The organism is Hymenobacter aerophilus DSM 13606, assembly GCF_000382225.1.
GTDB lineage: Bacteria > Bacteroidota > Bacteroidia > Cytophagales > Hymenobacteraceae > Hymenobacter > Hymenobacter aerophilus.
This window is the reverse complement of record NZ_KB907806.1, coordinates 160,123-177,011: the sequence shown is the minus strand read 5'-3', so window position 1 is coordinate 177,011 and position 16,889 is coordinate 160,123. Positions and strand designations below refer to the sequence as shown.

The window sequence follows — 16,889 nt, the reverse complement described above, 5'->3', positions numbered from 1 at the left end:
CGAAGAATCTCGCGTGGAAACGTTGAACGACACCGCTACAACGTTTTCACGCGAGATTCTTCGCTGCGCTTTGAATGAAGTTCTTTTGGTGAAAATTCACTTACCCTAAATCGCTTCTTACCCATACTGCTGCCGCACGTAGCGCCAGAACAGCTCGGCGGGGCGGCTCAGGGGCTGGCCCTGCACCCACAGCGCCTCGAACTGCCGGGGCAGGTGCAGCCCGGCCAGCGGCACCAGCTCCAGCCGGCCCGCGGCCAGCTCCCGCGTCAGGGCCCGGCGCGACACGAAACCCAGTGCTTCGGGAGCCGCTTCGAGGTAGGTTTTGATGGCCTCGGTGTTGTCGAAGTAGAAGGCCACGCGCAGGTCGGCGAGGCGGATTTGCTGCTCGCGCAGGGCGAATTCGAGCACTTCGAGGGTGCCCGAGCCCCGCTCGCGCAGCACCAGCGGGTGGGCCAGGGCCTCGGTTAGCGGCAGCGGCGCGGGCGGCGGACCAGCCGGCGTGGCCCGGCGCACGGCCACCAGCTCGTCGGCCAGCAGGGGCTCGTAGTGCAGGTCGCGGCTTTTGGCCCGGCCTTCCACGAAGCCCAGGTCGAGCTGACCGGCCAGCAGGGCTTCGGCAATCTGCTCGGAGTTGGCGTTGCGCAGCGTTAGTTCGATTTGCGGGTAGCGGGCCTGGAAACCGGGCAGCAGGGCCGGCAGCTCGTACTGGGCCAGGGTGGTGCTGGCGCCCAGGCGCAGCCGGCCGGCGGCCTCGCCCTGCAGGGCGCGCAGCTGCTCGGCAAGCTGCTCGTGGCGGGCCTCTACCTCATCGGCGTGGGCCAGCAGCAGGGCCCCGGCGGCCGTGAGGCTGATGCGGTTACCGCGCCGCTCGAACAGCCGCTGTTGGTAGGCACTTTCCAGCTCGCGCACGTGCTTGGTAACGGCCGGCTGGCTGATGTACAGCTCGCGGGCGGCCTTGGTGAAACTCAGGTGCCGGGCCACGGCCTGGAAAACCTGAAGGCGGAAATCGGGCATGGCCGCAAGGTAGAACGATTGTAGAGACGCATACTTGCGTCTTGTCGTTGTTGAGGTTGAACGATGACACGGGATGTTCAACCTCAGCAACGACAAGACGCAAGTATGCGTCGCTACAGCTCGGTAGCCCCTTCCCCGAGTCTTGGTTATCTTGCCTGAAGTTCCACCCCAAAACCTGATGATGCGCAAACCGCTAATAACTGCCCTGCTCCTGCTGCCCTTCGCGGCGGCAGCCCAGAATACGTACACGCCCGAACTGCTGATGAAACTTGGTCGCCTGGGCGAAATGCAGGTGTCGCCGGACCAGAAAACGGTGGCCTATACCGTCACGCGCTACTCGCTGGCCGACAACAAGGGCCAGTCGGATATCTGGCTGGTGCCCACCACCGGCGGCGCGGCGCGGCAGCTCACCAACACGCCCACCGTATCGGAAAACACGCTCAACTGGCGCCCCGATGGCCGGCTGACCTTTATGAGCGGTGAAAGTGGCTCCGACCAGCTGTACATGATGAACGCCGATGGCTCGGGCAAGCAGCTGCTGAGCAACTTCCCGACCGACGAAGGTGTGGCCAACCTGAAGTACGCACCCAAGGGCAACTTCATTTTGTACACCCAAGACGTGAAAACCGGCAAATCGGTGCAGGATTGGTACCCCGACCTGCCCAAGGCCGACGCCAAAATCATCGATGACCTGAACTACCGCCACTGGAACCAGTGGGACGACTACAAGGTGTCGCACGTGTTTTTCCAGCCCGTGGGCGCCGACGGTAAACCCGTGGGCAATGGCGGTAAGGACGTGCTGGCCGGCGAGAAATTCGACGCGCCGTTGCAGCCCTTCGGCGGCTCTGAGCAGCTGGCGTTTTCGCCCGATGGCTACTCCCTGGCCTACACCTCGCGCAAGCTCACGGGCAAGGCCGAGGCCGAAAGCACCAATTCCGACATCTACCTCTACGACATCCGCATGGGCCAGACCCGGAACCTGAGCGAGGGCCTGGGCGGCTACGACACCGAGCCGGTTTTCTCGCCCGATGGCTCGCAGGTGGCCTGGCTAAGCATGGCCACGCCCGGCTTCGAGTCGGACCGCAACGGCATCGTGGTATATGATTTCAAAACCAAAAAGCGCCAGGACGTAACGGCCGGCTCGGAGCAGGCGGCCAGCAACATCCGCTGGAGCCCCGATGGCAAAACCATCTACTTCGCCAGCGCGTTGGCCGGCACCCAGCAGCTGTTTTCGGTGCCCGCGAAAGGCGGCAAGCTCAAGCAGCTGACCAAAGGCGCGTTCAACTACAACGGCTTCGAGCTGGCAGGCAAGGATGCGGTTATCGTGAACAAAACCACCCAGGCCAGCCCCGCCGACCTCGTGCGCGTAGACCTGAAATCGGGCCGCGAAACGCCGCTGACCAACATCAACCAAACCGAGCTGGCGGGCGTGAAAACCGGCCGGCTGGAGTCGCGGATGGTGACCACGACCGACGGCAAGCAGATGCAGGTGTACGTGACCTTCCCGCCCGATTTCGACCCGGCCAAGAAGTACCCGACCCTGCTGTATTGCCAGGGCGGCCCCCAGAGCCCGATTTCGCAGAGCTTCTCCTTCCGCTGGAATTTCCAGCTGATGGCGGCCCAGGGCTACATTGTAGTGGCGCCCAACCGGCGCGGCCTGCCCGGCTTCGGCACCGAGTGGAACAACAGCATCTCGGGCGACTGGGGCGGCCAGCCCATCCGCGACTACCTCTCGGCCATCGACGCCGTGAGCCAGGAGCCCTACGTAGATAAGGACCGGCGCGGGTGCGTGGGCGCCAGCTACGGCGGCTACTCGGTGTACCAGCTGGCCGGCAAGCACGAGGGCCGCTTCAAGACGTTTATTGCCCACGCCGGCCTCTACAACCTCACCAGCTGGTACCCGACCACCGAAGAAATGTTCTTCGCCAAGCACGACATCGGCGGCGCGCCCTGGGAAACGCCGCTCAACAAGAGCTACACCGAGTTCAACCCCCAGCAGTTCGCCCAGAACTGGGATACGCCCATCCTCGTCATCCACGGCGCCAAGGACTTCCGGGTGCCCGAGGACCAGGGTATGGAGGCGTTCGGCACGGCCCAGCTGCGCGGCATCCCGAGCCGCTTTTTGTACTTCCCCAACGAGGGCCACTGGATTCAGAAGCCCCAGAACGCGGTGCTCTGGAACCGGGTATTTTTTGAGTGGCTGGGCCGCACGCTGAAGCCCGAGGGCCCGGCGCAGCGGTAGTTTTTCCCACCGGGCCTTGGCGTGAAAAACCACGCCAAGGCCCGATGTAAACTGATAAACGCGTAATTCACACTTATGCAAACTCTCGATTCCCTTCGTGCCCGGGTTACTATCAACCCCGCCGTGCTGGCTGGCAAGCCCACTATCAGAGGGCTGCGGATTTCGGTGCAGCAAATACTGCGGGCCCTGGCGGCCGGGCAGACCCCAACCGACCTGATGCATGAGTACCCGGAACTGGAACCCGACGATTTTCAGAGCGTGCTACTGTACGCCGCCGATGTAGTGGGCGAGCAGCGGGTGTATCGCCTCAGCGCTTAACCGTGCGGTTTGTGGTTGATGCCGGCGTAGGTGCCAGCGTAGAGCAGCTGCTACGCAACCTGGCGCATTTTGTGGTGGCCATCCGGGATATTGACACGCATCTGCCCGATACCGAAGTGCTGGCCCTGGCACATCGGCACGAGGCCATTGTCGTGACTATGGACAAGGATTTCGGCGAGTTGGTTTTCCGCGGAGCTACCCTGCACCATGGAGTGCTGCTGCTGCGCCTCGAAGAAGCCACCGGGCCGGAGCGAGCCAATATCGTGCGCCTGATTCTGGAGCAGCACGGGGCTGAGCTGCCGGGCCGCTTCTCAGTTTTTCAGCACGACCGACTGCGAATCAGCGGTTCACAGTAATCTATCCGCTCAATTTTCATTTGCTTACCGATGATGCCACGCCTACCCGCCCTGCTACTCGCCGGCCTGCTGCTGGCCGCCACTGCTGCCCCGGCCCAGCAGCGGCGCTCGTCCCCAGCCAACCCGGTTAAGAACGCCGAATCGGCCATTAAGCAAACCGACCTAAAGCGCGACCTGTTTGCGCTGGGCGGCGACAAATACCGGGGCCGGGAGGCGGGCACGCTCGACGAGTTGCGGGCCTCCAGCTGGCTGGCCGAGCAGATGCGCGCCATCGGCATGCAGCCGGCCGGCGACGACGGCACGTTTTTCCAGTGGTTCAACCTGCGGCGCACCCGCCTCACGCCCGCCAGCACCCTCAGCATCGGGGGGCGGGCGTTGCGGCCGGGGCACGATGCCGTGGTGGTAGCGCCCGTAGATGCCCAGCTGAAGGCCAGGCTGGTGTTTGTGGGCACGGGCACGCCGGCCGAGGTAGCTAAGGCCAAAATCAAGGGCAAAGCGGTGGCCGTGCAGCTTTCGGGCGAGCCCACCGACGGCATCAGCTACCGGCGCTACCTGTTTGGCAAGCTGCGCGAGCAGGCCGCCGAGCTGGCCCGGGCCGGCGCAGTAGCCGTGGTATTCGTGTCGGACGACAAGGCGCAAGCGATTTACGAGCACTGGAGCCACATTTTTGAGCGCGGCCGCTACGGCTTGCCCGCCGACGAATCGTTGAAGCTGGTGGCCGGGCAGGTGCCGGTGGTGTGGCTGCCGATGACGGAGGCCGCGGCCCTCAGCAAGTCGGGCCAGGAATTTACGGCCGATTTGCGGGCCGAAACGTTCCTGTATCCGTCGGTGAACATCGTGGCCAAACAGCCCGGCACCGACGCCCAGCTCAAGAACCAATACGTGCTCTTCAGCACCCACCAGGACCACGACGGCGTGCGCGCCCCGGTAGCGGGCGACTCGATTTACAACGGCGCCGACGACAACGCCACTGGCTGCGCGGCCCTGCTGGCCGTGATGCGGGCCTTCAGGCAGCAGCCGGCTAAGCGCTCGGCCCTGTTCGTGTACCACGGGGCCGAAGAGCGCGGACTGCTGGGCTCGCGCTACTTTTCCAACAAGCCCACCGTGCCCGCGGCCAGCATTGTGGCCGTGCTCAACGCCGAAATGATGGGCCGCAACGCCCCCGACTCGGCCGCGCTGCTGGGTTCCACCCCGCCCCACCTGAACTCCTCGGAGCTCGTAAAAATGGCGCTCAATGCCAATCAGGCCGGCCCCAAGTTCAAGCTTGACACCGAGTGGGACAAGGCCACCCACCCCGAAGGCTGGTACTTCCGCTCCGACCACCTGCCCTACGCCCGCCTGGGCATACCGGCCGTTATGTTCACCTCGCTGCTGCACCCCGACTATCACACGCCCCGCGACGAGCCCGCCACCATCGATTACGCTAAACTGCTGCGCATGACGCAGTGGCTGTACCTGACCGGCTGGGCCGTAGCCAACCGCCCGGCCCCGCCGGCCCGCGAGCCGGGCTTCAGGCTGGAGCGGTAAGCCCCCTTCTTCACAGAGTCACCAACTTATCCCGCCACCGTTTCGGCCAGCCGGTTGATGTCGCCGCTGAGTTTGTGGATGAACTCCAGCTGCTCGCCGAGCTGGCCGTCGTCGGGGCCGGCAGTGGGCGTGGCGGCAGGTGGCAGCTCGTCGGGCGCGGGCGGCTCCGCTTCGGGTTCGCCGAGGCGCAGCAGGCCACGCCCGAGCTGCTGCTGGGCCTGGCGCAGCGCTTTCAGCCCCGCCGCCGACACGCCGGGGCGCAGCTCGCCGGCCACCAGCGCCGAGGTAATAGCCGCCACGTTGGCCGCCAGCACATGGTTGAGCACCACCAGCTCATGCACCTCCGAGGGGTGGCGCTGCTTGGTGCGGGGCTCCGAAAGCATCCGCTGGAAGGCCGCGCCCAGGTTGGCCGAGCTCACGTACACCTCCTTGCGGGCCAGCTTGTAGTCGAGCAGGGCCACGGGCGAGCCCAGCAGTGCCTGCTGCAGCGTGCGCAGGTAGCGCAGGTTGGCCTGCAGCACCGGCCGCAGGTAGCCCTGCAGCTGGTCCGATTCCCAGCGCGGAAACAGCAGGTAGCCCACGGCAAAGGCAATGCCGCAGCCCAGCGCCGTATCGAAAATGCGCTCCTGCACCACCCGCACGTAGCCGTGGCCCAGCAAGCTGAACAGGATGAGCACGAACGGCGTCATGAACACAACCGTAATCAGGTAGTTGAGGCGGGCGAAGCTGAACGACACCACCATAAACCCCACCATCAGGGCCAGCAGCAGCAGCCGGTCGGAAATCAGCCAGAGCATCACGGCCCCGAGCACCCCGCCGATGAGCGTGCCCAGGATCCGCTGCTGGTTGCGCTGCTTGGTGAGGCTGAAGGCCGGCTTGAGCATGTAGGTGATGGTCATCAGAACCCAGTAGCCGTGGTGGCCGGCCAGCATTTCGGTGATGAGAAAGCCAATCAGTGAGGCCACCAGCATGCGCAGCGCGTGCCGGAAAATGCCCGAGCGCATGGTGAGCTGGCCCGTGAGATGGCGCCACGTGAACTGCTGATGAGCCACAAACCGGTCGAGCTCCTGCCCGGTGGTGCCGTTGGCTTGCAGCGTGAGCAGGGGCGCGGTGGCCTCGGCGAAGTAGCCCTGCATGTCCTGGAGGCGGCCCACGAGGTTGCGCAGATTCACGAGCACCTTGCGCAGCGGCAGCACCGAGCCGGGCTGGGCGGGGTCGGCTTCGCGGGCATCGAGGCGGGCCTTGAGCTGGTTGAGGCCGGCCAGCAGGTCGGGGTTAGCGGCGCGGTAGGCGTAGTTGCCCTGGATGGCAAAGCCCACGTGCTCCAGCTCGGCCGCCAGCGCGTCAATTTCCATCGCAAACGCATCGAGCACGCCGCTGGCGCCAAAGCGGCGGTGCAGCTCGGCGTAGTCGTAGCTGGTAATGGTAATCTGCTCGTAGAGGTCGACCAGGTCGACGAACGTGAGCACCAGCCGGCGCCCGTTTTCCGACGACTCGCTGACCAGCTGGCGGGTTTTGAACAGCAGCTCGCGCAGGCTGTCCTGCTTTTCGCTCACGCGCACCTGCTGGGCCACCAGGCGGCGGTAGGCATCCTCCAGATTGGTGCCGCGGCGGTAGAATTCGGCCTTCAGGCGCAGAAAATCAGCCACGGCCAGCACGGCATCGCCCAGGCCCTGCTGCGCCTCGCGGTAGGGCCGCAGCCGGTTGAGGGCCAGCGCCAAAGCCAGGTACCAGAGCCCGCCCGCCACCACCAGGGCCGCATACGACAGCACGAGGTCGGGCGGCAGGGGCTTGTCAAGCATGAGAATCATGACCAGCAACCCCGCCGTGCCCACGGCCCCGGCCCGGTTGCCGTACACCAGCAGCATGGTAAACCAGAAGCTGGCCGCCACCACCAGCGCCCCCAGCAGCCACGGATACGGGTGCAGAAACCCGGCCAGCAGCGCCATCAGGCCCGTTAAGACCACCGCCGCGAGGCCGCCGTTGCGCTTGTGCAGCGGCGGGCCGGGCGTGTCGGTCAGGCTCACGCACAGCGCCCCCACCGACATGGTAACGCCGGCTTGCAACTGGCCCAGCAGCCCCAGCACCAGGCCCGGCAGCAGCACGGCCAGGGTGGTGCGCAGGCCGTCGGAAAACTCCTGGCTCGAAAAAAAATAGCGCAGCTGGCGGGTGCGGCTAGCAGACATAGGCGGCGACAAGCGAGGTTCGGTGGGCGCGCGGCCTTTGGTGGCAGCCCGGTGGCCCAGGCGCAAGTTGCAACGCCCCGCCCGGATTCCGCCTCGGCAACCGCGGTAATGTGCCCGCCAGCGGGTATCTTCGGCCCCTCACTTTTTGTTCTGCTTGCTTTATGGCCGAAGAGAAGACTCCGACGCTGCCTGCCGATGCCCCAGCGGCCGATGAGCTGCTGCACACTCTGTTCGAAGTGTCGCAGACCGGTATTATACTCATGCGGCCGGTTTTCAACGGCGAGGGTAGCATCGTCAACTTCCTCTTCGACTACCTCAACTCGGCCGCCCAGCGGCTGCTCGGGCAGCCCGAGCAGCCCACCCTCAGCCTGCTTGGCAGCTACCCGCATGCGGGCCTGGCAACCGGTATTTTCACTTTTTACCGCGACGCCTTTTTGTCGGGCACCTGCTGCCAGGAGCACTTCAACTACCAGTACGACGGCATCGACGGCTACTTTCGGGTGGTGGCCCGCCGCCAGGGCCCGCTGCTGGTTGTCAGCATTGCCGACGATAACGACACTCCGCGCACCCACATGGAGGAGGCGCTGCGCCAGAGCCAGCGGGCCGAGCAGCAGGCCCGCGCCGCCGCCGAAACCGAGCGCAATCTGCTACAGGGGCTCATTGCCCAGGCCCCCGTGGCCATTGCGCTGTTTCAGGGCGACGACTGCGTGGTGAGTGCGGCCAATGACCTGATGTGTACCATCTGGGGGTATGCGCCGGCCGAGGTGCTGGGCCGGCCCCTGCTGGTGGCCGTGCCCGAGCTGCAGGGGCAGGGCTTTGATGAGCAGTTGCGCGAGGTAGCCCGCACGCAGGTACCGCTGGTGGGCCAGGAAACGCCCGCACTGCTGCGCCAGCCCGGCGGCCGCCTGGAAACCCATTATTTCAACTTCGTTTATCAGCCGCTCTACGGGCCCGAGGGCCAGGTGCTGGGTGTCGTCAATATTGCCACTGACGTGACGGAGCACGTGCTTGCCCGCCAAAAGGTACAGGACCTCAACCAGGAGCTGGCCACCATCAACGAGGAGCTGCTGGCCGCCAACGAGGAGTTCCAGAGCACCAACCTGCGCCTGCTCGACACGCAGCTGGAGTTGCAGTGCCTCAATGAGGAGTTGGAGGGCCGCGTGCAGCGGCGCACCGCCGAGGTAGAGCGGGCCCTGGCCGAAGCCGAGCACCAGCGCGGCCAGGCCCGCCTGCAGCAGGAGCTGCTGGCCCGCATTCTGGGGCAGGTGCCGGCCATTATCGTCACCTTCAGCGGCCCCGAGCATCGCTTCACTTTCTTCAACGAACACTTCCAGGCACTGGCGGGCGGGCGGGCCCGGCTGGGCGAAGCGGCCGCCGACCACCTGCCCGAAATGACCACCCAGGGCTTGCTGCCGCTACTGGATAACGTGTACGCCAGCGGCCAGCCGCTGCTGACCCGCGAAACGCCGGTTGAGCTGGAGCGCGAGCCGGGCCGGCCGCACTACTTCGATATCACGGCCCAGCCGCTGTTCGATGGCCGCGAGCAGGTGCGCGGCGTGCAGGTGTTTGCCATTGAGGTAACCGAGCGGGTGCTGGCCCGCCGCGAGCGGGAAGTCCGCCAGCGCGAGCTGCAAACCATTTTCGAGCAGGTGCCGGTGCCCATCGTAATTATGCGCGGCCTTGGGCTGCAGGTTGAACTGGCCAACCAAGCCATGTGCCAGCTGTGGGGCCGCACGCCGGAGCAGGTGCTCGACCGCCCCTTTTTCGAGGCCGTGCCATCCACCGTGGGGCAGGGCTTCGAGGAACTGCTGATGGGCGTAGTGCAAACCGGCGAAACGGTTTTTATCAACGAGCGGGCCGTCGACCTCGACCGGGCCCATACCGGGCTTCCTCCGCTGGGCTATTTCAACTTTGCTTTCCAGGCCCTGCGCAACGAAACCGGTGCCATCAGCGGCCTGGTGGCCATCGGCACCGAGGTAACCGACCAGGTGGTGGCCCGCCAGCAGGTGCAGCAGCTCAACGAGCAGCTGGCCGCCATCAACGAAGAAATGCAGGCCACCAACCAGCAGCTGGCCGACACCAACCACCGCCTCAGCCGCACCAATGCCGACCTCGACACGTTCGTGTATTCGGCCTCGCACGACTTAAAATCGCCCATTACCAACGTGGAGGGCCTGCTGCTGGCCCTGCGCGACCACCTGCCCGCCGAGGCCCGCGCCCAGGAGCCCGTGCCTCAGCTGCTGACGATGATGGAGGACGCCGTAGGCCGCTTCCAGCAAACCCTGGCCCACCTCACCGACGTGTCGCGGCTGCAGCAGAGCACTGTTGGCCAGCCGGCCGAAGCCGTCGACCTGCCCGCGCTGGTGGAGGCCGTGCGCCTCGACATGGCGCCCGAGCTGGCCGCCGCCGCCGCCACGCTGGAAACCGAGCTCGAAGGCTGCCCGACGGTGCAGTTTTCGGCCAAAAACCTGCGCTCGGTAGTGTATAATCTGCTCAGCAACGCCATCAAATACCGCACGCCCCAGCGCCCGCCGCACGTGCGCCTGCACTGCCGCCACGTGGGCCGGCACGTGGTGCTGGAAGTGCACGACAACGGCCTGGGCCTGAGCGAAACCCAGCGTCTGGAGCTGTTTCAGCTGTTTCGGCGGCTGCACAACCACGTGCCCGGCTCGGGCGTGGGCCTCTACATGGTGAAGAAAATCGTGGAAAACGCCGGCGGCCGCATCGAGGTAAGCAGCGAGCTGAATGTGGGCACCACCTTCACCGTATATTTACCCGCCACCGAGTAGCTTCGTTGTCAGTTCATTTGCCAGCTCAACGCGCTTGCCGTCTGACAATCAGCAATTAAAAACCAAAGAAGATATGCAAAAGCTACCGAGTGTTCTGCTGATTGACGACGACCAGACCAACAACTTCCTCAACGAGCTGCTGATTAAAAAGCTCGACGTAACTGAGCGCGTACTGGTGGCCGAAAGCGGCAATGCGGCCCTCGACCTGCTGGCCCGCAACGCGCCCGACGCGCCCGCGCTCATTTTGCTCGATGTGAATATGCCCGGCATGAGCGGCATCCAGTTTCTGGAGGCCTACCGGCAGCTGCCCGCCGAGCAGCGCGGGGCCACCATCGTCGTGATGCTCACCACCACCATGGACGCCCGCGACCTGGGCCGCCTCGACGAGCTTTCCATTGCCGGCCTGGTCAGCAAGCCGCTCACCAAAGAAAAAGTTGATAACCTGCTGCAGCTCCATTTCCAGCGGCAGTTGGGCAGCTAGAAACTCAGGGTTCAGCGTCCTCAGTCCTCCCCCACCGCAATGCCCATCAGGCGCATGAGCTGGCTGGCGTTGAAGGAGCGGCAGACGCCGGGCGTGAGGTGGTAATCGAAGCGCAGGGTGCCGTCGGGGTTGAGGTAGGAGTTGAAGCTGACGTTGCGTACGTGCGCGGGCAGGTCGGTTTCGAGGGCGGCCAGCTCCAGATCGTGGGTGCTGATGAGGCCGCTGGCCGCCCGCTCGCGCAGCTGAAACACCAAGGCCCGCGCCCCGCGGTGCCGGTCGGCCGAGTTGGTGCCCTTCAGAATCTCATCAAGCAGATAGAACACCGGGATAGTACTTTGCACTTCGTTTTGAGCGCTTAGGCCGCTGGCCGAAGCCGTGGCTGGCGCGGTGGCCGATGACACGGATTGCGGGTCCGTCTGCTTTACTTCGGTCATATCCAGCAGCAGGCGCAGGCGCTTGAGCTCGGCGTAGAACGAGGACGTGCTTTCGGCCAGGTTGTCGTGGCTGCGCATGGCGGTGAACACCTGGGCGGGGCCGCAGCGGAACGTGCCGGCCGCCACTACCGCGCCGGCCTGGGCCAGCACCAGATTCAGGCCCACGGTGCGCAGAAACGTGCTTTTGCCGGCCATGTTCGAGCCCGTTACAATAACGGTTTGCCCCAGGCCGGCCATGCCGAAGCCGTTGCGCACGCCCTCGCCGCCGAACAGCAGCGGGTGGGCCAGGCCGGTGGCTTCCACGGTGAGGGCCGGGGCCGACAAATCGGGCGCGGCAAAAGTGGGGTTGGCGGCCCGGAAGGCGCCCAGGCTTACCAGCGCGTCCAGCTCGGCCGCCGCTTCGAGCAGCGGCTCCAGCCCCCCGCTGATACGACGCTTCCAGCGTTCCAGCTGCCAGATGCCCCACAGGTCCCACAGCAACAGCGTGTTCAGCGCGCCCGCCACGGCCGGGTTCTGGCGGGCCGAAAACCAGCCGGCAATGCCCGCCAGCCGTTTCAGCAGCCGGGCCGCGGCGGTGTTGCCGGTGTCGTGCAGGGTGCGGTGCAGCCGCTGCAGCGCCGGACTCTGCCAGGTGCCGCCCTCGAAGTGTTCCAGCTGGTCGTGGGCGGCCCGCAGTGCGTCGCGCATGGTGGTGGCGTGCTCGTAGTAGCGGGCCCGCACCTGCCCGAAAGCGCCATTGAGCGCCACTGCGGGCAGCAACAGCAGCAGCCACTGGGCGCCGTAGCCGCCGAGCATCAGCCCCACGCCCGCCAGACTCAGCAGCGGCACCAGCCCCAGCAGCGGCAGCACCCAGCCGCGGCCCACGAAAAAATCGGGCTCACGCAGCCAGCCGGCAAACTGGCGCGGGTCGGTTTCCTGGCGTGGGTAGTGCCGGGCGCGGGCCTGCCACTCCTGCTGCCACTGCACTTCGGGGGCCAGCTCGGCGGCGGCCTGCTGCCGCTCCAGCACGGTTTCGGGCGCCGCCGGGGCCAGCAGCCAGCCCGCCAGCCAGTCTTGCCCCAGCCGCGAGGTGCTGCGGTTGAGCAGCTGAAACAGCGAATGGTCGCCGAACACGTCGAGGTCGGCGGCATAAGGGTGCTGGGCATCGAGGTAGCGGCGGCCGGGGTCGAAGCCGGCCAGCTTGCCGGCCAGCCGGGCCAGCTCATCCTGGTTGAGCTGGGCCAGCAGCCGGTGATGCTCGCGGCGGTAGCCCACGGCATCGTGCCAGCGCACCAGCCCGATGAACACCAGGTAGGCCCCCAGGCCCAGCCCCAGCGCGGCGGCCGTCTGGCCCGCGCTCAGCAGCGCCCAGATGCCGGCCGCGGCGGCCAGAAACACGGCCAGCCGCACCAGCGCCACCGTCCGGTGCCGCCCGGCAAAGTGCGCCTCCCGGGCCGTGTGCTGGGTCAGGTTTTCCTGGAAGAGGTCGGCGGGGTCAATAGTCAGCTGTCGGAAATCGGACACGTCGGGGCAAATGGGGTGGCGGGCTGATGAGATATTGAGCAAAGATACTGTCATCCTGAGCGGAGCGAAGGATGACAGGTGGCTTCTTACTCTTTCCCTTAAAACCACCGTTCCCACCCAAAATGCCGAACTTGAAGGGCGGCGGGTACGGTTGTTGTACCGGGCGCCCGCTTTCCGTCCTGCCTTACTTCTATGAAAAAGTCTGCTCATTCGCTTTTCCTGGTCGCCGTGCTGAGCGCCGCCGCCCTTGCGCCGGCCGCCGCCCAGCAGAAGCTCAAGTACCCCAAAGCCCCGGCTGCCAACGCCATTTACGACGCCGTGGAGCAGCCCGCCCTGCCCGCCGGTGGCGTGGAAGCCTTCGCCCGATACCTCTCCGACAACCAGCAATACCCCACGGCCGCCTTGCAGGCCGGCGCCCAGGGCACGGTAGTGGTGAAGTTCGTGGTCGAGAAAACCGGCTCGCTTTCCGACGTGGCCGTGGCCCAGCCCGGCAACGCCCTGCTCGATGCCGAAGCCGTGCGCCTCATTAAAGCCGCCCCGCGCTGGACGCCCGCCCGCCACCGCGGCGGCGTGGTGCGCCAAAGCCAGCAGGTGCCCATCACATTCCAGATTCCGGGCGAAGCAGCGGCGGCTCCGGCGGTTACTCCGGCTTCAGCTGGCGCGGCGGCCGGCGGCACCACCCAGGTAGTTACTGCCGACCGCCCGGCCCGGCCGGTGGGCGGCACCGAGGCCTTTTTCGAGTGGATTCAGACCAACCAGAAATACCCAGCCCTGGCCCTGCAGCGCAAAGTGGATGGCAAGGTGATGATGGAGTTCGTGATAGAAAAAGACGGCTCGCTCAACGATGTCAAGGTAATCAAGCGGCTGGGCTCGGGGCTGGATGAGGAGGCCATCCGGCTGCTGAAGGCGGCGCCCAAGTGGGAGCCGGCCCTCTATAAAGGCCAGCCGGTAAAGCAAAAGATGGTGTTGCCGGTTGTATTCTCGTTATAAGCCCAACCGTTGTCGGGTAGCTGCCCATAAGGGGTCGTCACTTCCCTGATAACTGCTCCCGAATACCTACTCCTGCCTCCTTCCCTGCTCCATGTTATCCCCTTTGCCCCTGCTTTCTGCCCCGCCCGTTGCCTTTGGTACGCCTTTGCCGCTGCCCAGCAGCTTCTCCATCTGGCCCTACCAGGCGCGGTTTAGGCAGGCGGCCCAGAAGGTGGCTACCGGCCTCTTCGATGCCCTCGACGAAGACCTCGACCCCTATGTGTACCTGCTGGCGTTGCCAATGGATGCCGTGGGTCTGGACGACGGGGAGCTGCCGGCGGCTGCCGAGTTTGAGCCCGCCGACGGCACGCTGTCCGCCCACCACTTTGCGCGGGTGCTGGAACGGGGCCACGCGCTGCAGCTGGCCCACAACTGGCAGCTGACCGACCCCGACATCGAAAGCGAGGATATGCAGCGCCGCAAGCAGTTCGGCCGGGGTGTGCGGCTGGCGGTGCAGGAAGTGCTCGACGAGCTCGATGCCACCGCCAAGCGCCTGTCCTTCGCCGGCTGGCCCGCCCAAATTGGTCGGTTTGCTGTGATGCCGGTGCTGCGGCTCAACCGCAAGGTGTACAACAGCTACCCTTCGCTGCAGCCCAACCGCTTCTACACCGACGGCCGCCAGCTGCCCCACTCGCTGATTCAGGCGGCCATTCTGCGCTTCAACGAAGACTGCATCAAGTCGCTGACCGAGCCGGAGCCGGGTTCGGGCCTGCTCATCCGCCCGCGCGACACCGACGAGATTATCCGCTCGGCGGGCAAGCTGTTCATGGACACGCCGGCCCAGGACATGGGCATGAACCCGGTGGCTACCAAGCTGTTTGCCACCTGCAACACCATCTCGTCGTTGCGCTACGAAGGGGCCGAAGGCGTGGGCAAGCTGCTGCTGGCCCGCCGCGGCCACCCCAACCTGACCGAGGTGTTTGCCCTCACCTGCCCCACCCCGCTCACCGACTACCGGGCCGTACGCAAGCTGCTCGAAATGACCACCGCCGACGTGAGTTTGCTGGCCGACGGCGAAAACGTGTACGCCCTGGGCCGGCAGGTGGGTCAGTACGATGCCGCCCGCGAAGATTTGTTCGTCATCAGCTTCATTACGCACTACGCCTGGGAGTTTCAGCACGGCGGGCAGGTGCTGATGCGCGCCCACTACGGCCACCCCAGCCTGCCCCGCGCCCGCCTCAACCGCACCAAGTTCCGCCGCGACCTGCGCCGCACGTTCCAGCTGGTGGAGGCCGCCAAAATCGAAAAGCTCTGGGATGTGGTGCTCGAAGCCAGCCGCCAGAAGCACGGCACGCTGCTCGTCATCACCACCGAGGCGCTGGCCGAAGCCGACCGCCTGAAAATGCAATGCACGCTCATCGAGCCCGTGCCGCTCACCCCGCTCATCACCCGCCTCGTCACGGCCATCGACGGGGCTGTGCTCCTCGACCCGGAAGGCTACTGCTACTCCATCGGCGTGATTCTGGACGGCAAGGCCACCGGCCGCGGCACCAGCACCCGCGGCGCCCGCTACAACTCGGCCATCCGCTACGTCGAAAGCAGCCCTTACCCCTGCCTGGCCATCGTCGTGAGCGAAGACGGCCTGATGGACGTCATTACGAAGGAGAGTTTGCGCGAGGAATAGCGGTAAGTGATGCTGTCATCCTGAGCTTGCGAAGGACCTTATCACGCTAGAACGCCATTGTTAAGGCAGTTTTTGCGTGATAAGGTCCTTCGCAAGCTCAGGATGACAGACGGGTTCACCCCTTCGCCCGAAACGACCACGTAACCCGGAAAACGGCTACCGGGTCACCGGCTTCATCGACGCCGGTGCTGGTGGCCACTACCGTGCGGCCTTCGCCGGTGGCGCGGCTTTCGGCAATGGCCTGGCCGATGGCGGCGCCATCGGGACAGGTGAAGCGGATGAGGCCCACGGCTTTCTTGGTGAAATCGGCCTCCAGGCCCACCACCAGCATCGATACCGGCGCGCCGCTTTGCACGTGCATCATAGCCAGCAGGCCGCTGGCCATTTCGGCCGCCATGCTCAGGCAGGCAAAGTAGATGCTTTTAAACGGATTCTGGGTCAGATACTTGTAGGGCACCGTGATGGTGCACTGCTCCGGCCGCACTTCAGCCACGCGCAGACCGGCCAGGTAGGCCATCGGCAGCCTGCGCAGCATGAACAGCTTCAGCTTCAGCGGATTGCTGATGTCGCGCCGGAATTTTTCGAGGCGGGCAGAATCGGGCGCGGCGGGCGTGGTGGGGTTGGGCATGACGATAGGGTTTTCTACAAGAAACGGAATTTAGTCGGCATGCCGACTAAATTCCTTGACGGGCGTTTCAAGCAGACCGGTATGTGGCCCGGGGTTTAATCGGCAGGCCACGCGTACCGGGCAACGCTGTCGAGCTACGGACTGAAATTCGGGCCACCCGCAATCAACGTCGATGTGCTACTTTTTCCGCGCGGCCGGCCGCTTTCTGGTCGCCTTATCCGGCGCCGCGGGCCGCACTACCAGCTCCTGGTAGCCGAAAGTAGCATCGGTTTCGCGCCGAAATTCCAGGGCCGGCAGCTCGCCGATAACCAGTTCGGCGGTGGTGTAAATGCTATTGCCATCAAGCAAATGCCCGCCCAGCGTGCGGCCCGTCGAGTCGGCCACCGACAGGTGCAGGTGGCTGCCGTTTACCGAAAGCGTACCAACCAACGATACGATTTCAAAATGCCCCTGATACACGCTGGGCCCCTCCTGGTTGGCCAGCCGGAGCGTGGCAGTGGTCAGGCTACCGACGCCCGTGAGCACGCAGGCGGCTTGCAGATTGTGCGCCTGCGCGAAAGCCAGCAACTCGCGCCGCAAATCCTGCCCCGGCCGCAGCCGCAGAGCGTAGGTGCGCAGCGGCGACGAGGTGGCGGGAGCATCGGTAGCGGGCATAGCAGGGGCGGTTTGGGCAGCGGCCGAAGCAGCGAAAAGCAGCAGGGCCGCGAGTAGCAGACGGGGCATAAGTGAAGAAGGTTTCAAGCAGAAAACAGCCGCAA

Annotated in this window: 13 protein-coding genes; 8 read left to right on the top strand and 5 right to left on the bottom strand. The window is 65.4% G+C overall.

What is annotated here, in order from left to right; all coding sequences use genetic code 11:
• Window positions 1-117: 117 nt before the first annotated feature.
• Window positions 118-1,014 (bottom strand): LysR substrate-binding domain-containing protein, encoded by an 897-nt coding sequence (locus H145_RS0107420; RefSeq protein WP_019947513.1) that lies wholly within the window; start codon window positions 1,012-1,014, stop codon window positions 118-120.
• Window positions 1,015-1,195: 181 nt separating this feature from the next.
• Between H145_RS0107420 and H145_RS0107415 the strand changes: the two genes are divergently transcribed.
• From H145_RS0107415 to H145_RS0107400, 4 genes are all read left to right on the top strand, one after another.
• The gene (locus H145_RS0107415) at window positions 1,196-3,256 is read left to right on the top strand and encodes a S9 family peptidase (protein WP_033426018.1); all 2,061 of its coding nucleotides are present in this window, start codon (window positions 1,196-1,198) and stop codon (window positions 3,254-3,256) included.
• A gap of 75 nt (window positions 3,257-3,331) precedes the next feature.
• Entirely contained in the window at window positions 3,332-3,574 is a 243-nt protein-coding gene (locus tag H145_RS0107410; RefSeq protein ID WP_019947511.1) for a DUF433 domain-containing protein, read from the top strand.
• A gap of 11 nt (window positions 3,575-3,585) precedes the next feature.
• Window positions 3,586-3,930, top strand: a complete 345-nt coding sequence (locus tag H145_RS0107405) for a DUF5615 family PIN-like protein (protein WP_019947510.1) — start codon at window positions 3,586-3,588, stop codon at window positions 3,928-3,930.
• A gap of 30 nt (window positions 3,931-3,960) precedes the next feature.
• Window positions 3,961-5,457 (top strand): M28 family peptidase, encoded by a 1,497-nt coding sequence (locus tag H145_RS0107400; RefSeq protein ID WP_019947509.1) that lies wholly within the window; start codon window positions 3,961-3,963, stop codon window positions 5,455-5,457.
• A 26-nt stretch (window positions 5,458-5,483) separates the two neighbouring features.
• Here H145_RS0107400 and H145_RS0107395 read toward each other — a convergent pair whose 3' ends face one another.
• Window positions 5,484-7,643 carry an FUSC family protein gene (locus tag H145_RS0107395; protein ID WP_019947508.1) on the bottom strand — a complete coding sequence of 720 codons (2,160 nt, stop codon included), beginning with the start codon at window positions 7,641-7,643 and terminating at the stop codon, window positions 5,484-5,486.
• Window positions 7,644-7,804: 161 nt separating this feature from the next.
• Between H145_RS0107395 and H145_RS22645 the strand changes: the two genes are divergently transcribed.
• The gene (locus tag H145_RS22645; RefSeq protein ID WP_019947507.1) at window positions 7,805-10,432 is read left to right on the top strand and encodes a PAS domain-containing protein; all 2,628 of its coding nucleotides are present in this window, start codon (window positions 7,805-7,807) and stop codon (window positions 10,430-10,432) included.
• A gap of 73 nt (window positions 10,433-10,505) precedes the next feature.
• Window positions 10,506-10,913, top strand: coding sequence for a response regulator (locus tag H145_RS0107385; RefSeq protein ID WP_019947506.1), 408 nt, complete (start codon window positions 10,506-10,508; stop codon window positions 10,911-10,913).
• 20 nt (window positions 10,914-10,933) lie between these two features.
• On the opposite strand, the gene H145_RS0107380 is transcribed toward H145_RS0107385, so the two are convergent.
• Window positions 10,934-12,904, bottom strand: a complete 1,971-nt coding sequence (locus H145_RS0107380; protein ID WP_157541332.1) for a MutS-related protein — start codon at window positions 12,902-12,904, stop codon at window positions 10,934-10,936.
• Window positions 12,905-13,042: 138 nt separating this feature from the next.
• On the opposite strand from H145_RS0107380, the gene H145_RS0107375 reads away from it, so the two are divergent.
• Both H145_RS0107375 and H145_RS22640 read left to right on the top strand, forming a co-directional pair.
• Complete coding sequence (locus H145_RS0107375; RefSeq protein ID WP_019947504.1) at window positions 13,043-13,840, top strand: energy transducer TonB; 798 nt, start codon at window positions 13,043-13,045, stop codon at window positions 13,838-13,840.
• Window positions 13,841-13,943: 103 nt separating this feature from the next.
• Window positions 13,944-15,503, top strand: coding sequence for a DNA integrity scanning protein DisA nucleotide-binding domain protein (locus H145_RS22640; protein ID WP_169513170.1), 1,560 nt, complete (start codon window positions 13,944-13,946; stop codon window positions 15,501-15,503).
• A 115-nt stretch (window positions 15,504-15,618) separates the two neighbouring features.
• On the opposite strand, the gene H145_RS0107365 is transcribed toward H145_RS22640, so the two are convergent.
• Together H145_RS0107365 and H145_RS0107360 are read right to left on the bottom strand one after the other, a co-directional pair.
• Window positions 15,619-16,131: a PaaI family thioesterase gene (locus H145_RS0107365; RefSeq protein WP_019947502.1), complete on the bottom strand. Its 513-nt coding sequence runs from the start codon at window positions 16,129-16,131 to the stop codon at window positions 15,619-15,621.
• A gap of 177 nt (window positions 16,132-16,308) precedes the next feature.
• Window positions 16,309-16,854 (bottom strand): PPC domain-containing DNA-binding protein, encoded by a 546-nt coding sequence (locus H145_RS0107360; protein WP_019947501.1) that lies wholly within the window; start codon window positions 16,852-16,854, stop codon window positions 16,309-16,311.
• Window positions 16,855-16,889 lie beyond the last annotated feature (35 nt).

Coding starts and splice junctions, on each gene's coding strand:
- H145_RS0107375 (WP_019947504.1), top strand. CDS start 13,043: ATGAAAAAGTCTGCTCATTCGCTTTTCCTGGTCGCCGTGCTGAGCGCC.
- H145_RS0107420 (WP_019947513.1), bottom strand. CDS start 1,014: ATGCCCGATTTCCGCCTTCAGGTTTTCCAGGCCGTGGCCCGGCACCTG.
- H145_RS0107360 (WP_019947501.1), bottom strand. CDS start 16,854: ATGCCCCGTCTGCTACTCGCGGCCCTGCTGCTTTTCGCTGCTTCGGCC.
- H145_RS0107400 (WP_019947509.1), top strand. CDS start 3,961: ATGATGCCACGCCTACCCGCCCTGCTACTCGCCGGCCTGCTGCTGGCC.
- H145_RS0107415 (WP_033426018.1), top strand. CDS start 1,196: ATGCGCAAACCGCTAATAACTGCCCTGCTCCTGCTGCCCTTCGCGGCG.
- H145_RS22645 (WP_019947507.1), top strand. CDS start 7,805: ATGGCCGAAGAGAAGACTCCGACGCTGCCTGCCGATGCCCCAGCGGCC.
- H145_RS0107365 (WP_019947502.1), bottom strand. CDS start 16,131: ATGCCCAACCCCACCACGCCCGCCGCGCCCGATTCTGCCCGCCTCGAA.
- H145_RS0107385 (WP_019947506.1), top strand. CDS start 10,506: ATGCAAAAGCTACCGAGTGTTCTGCTGATTGACGACGACCAGACCAAC.
- H145_RS0107410 (WP_019947511.1), top strand. CDS start 3,332: ATGCAAACTCTCGATTCCCTTCGTGCCCGGGTTACTATCAACCCCGCC.
- H145_RS0107395 (WP_019947508.1), bottom strand. CDS start 7,643: ATGTCTGCTAGCCGCACCCGCCAGCTGCGCTATTTTTTTTCGAGCCAG.
- H145_RS0107380 (WP_157541332.1), bottom strand. CDS start 12,904: ATGACAGTATCTTTGCTCAATATCTCATCAGCCCGCCACCCCATTTGC.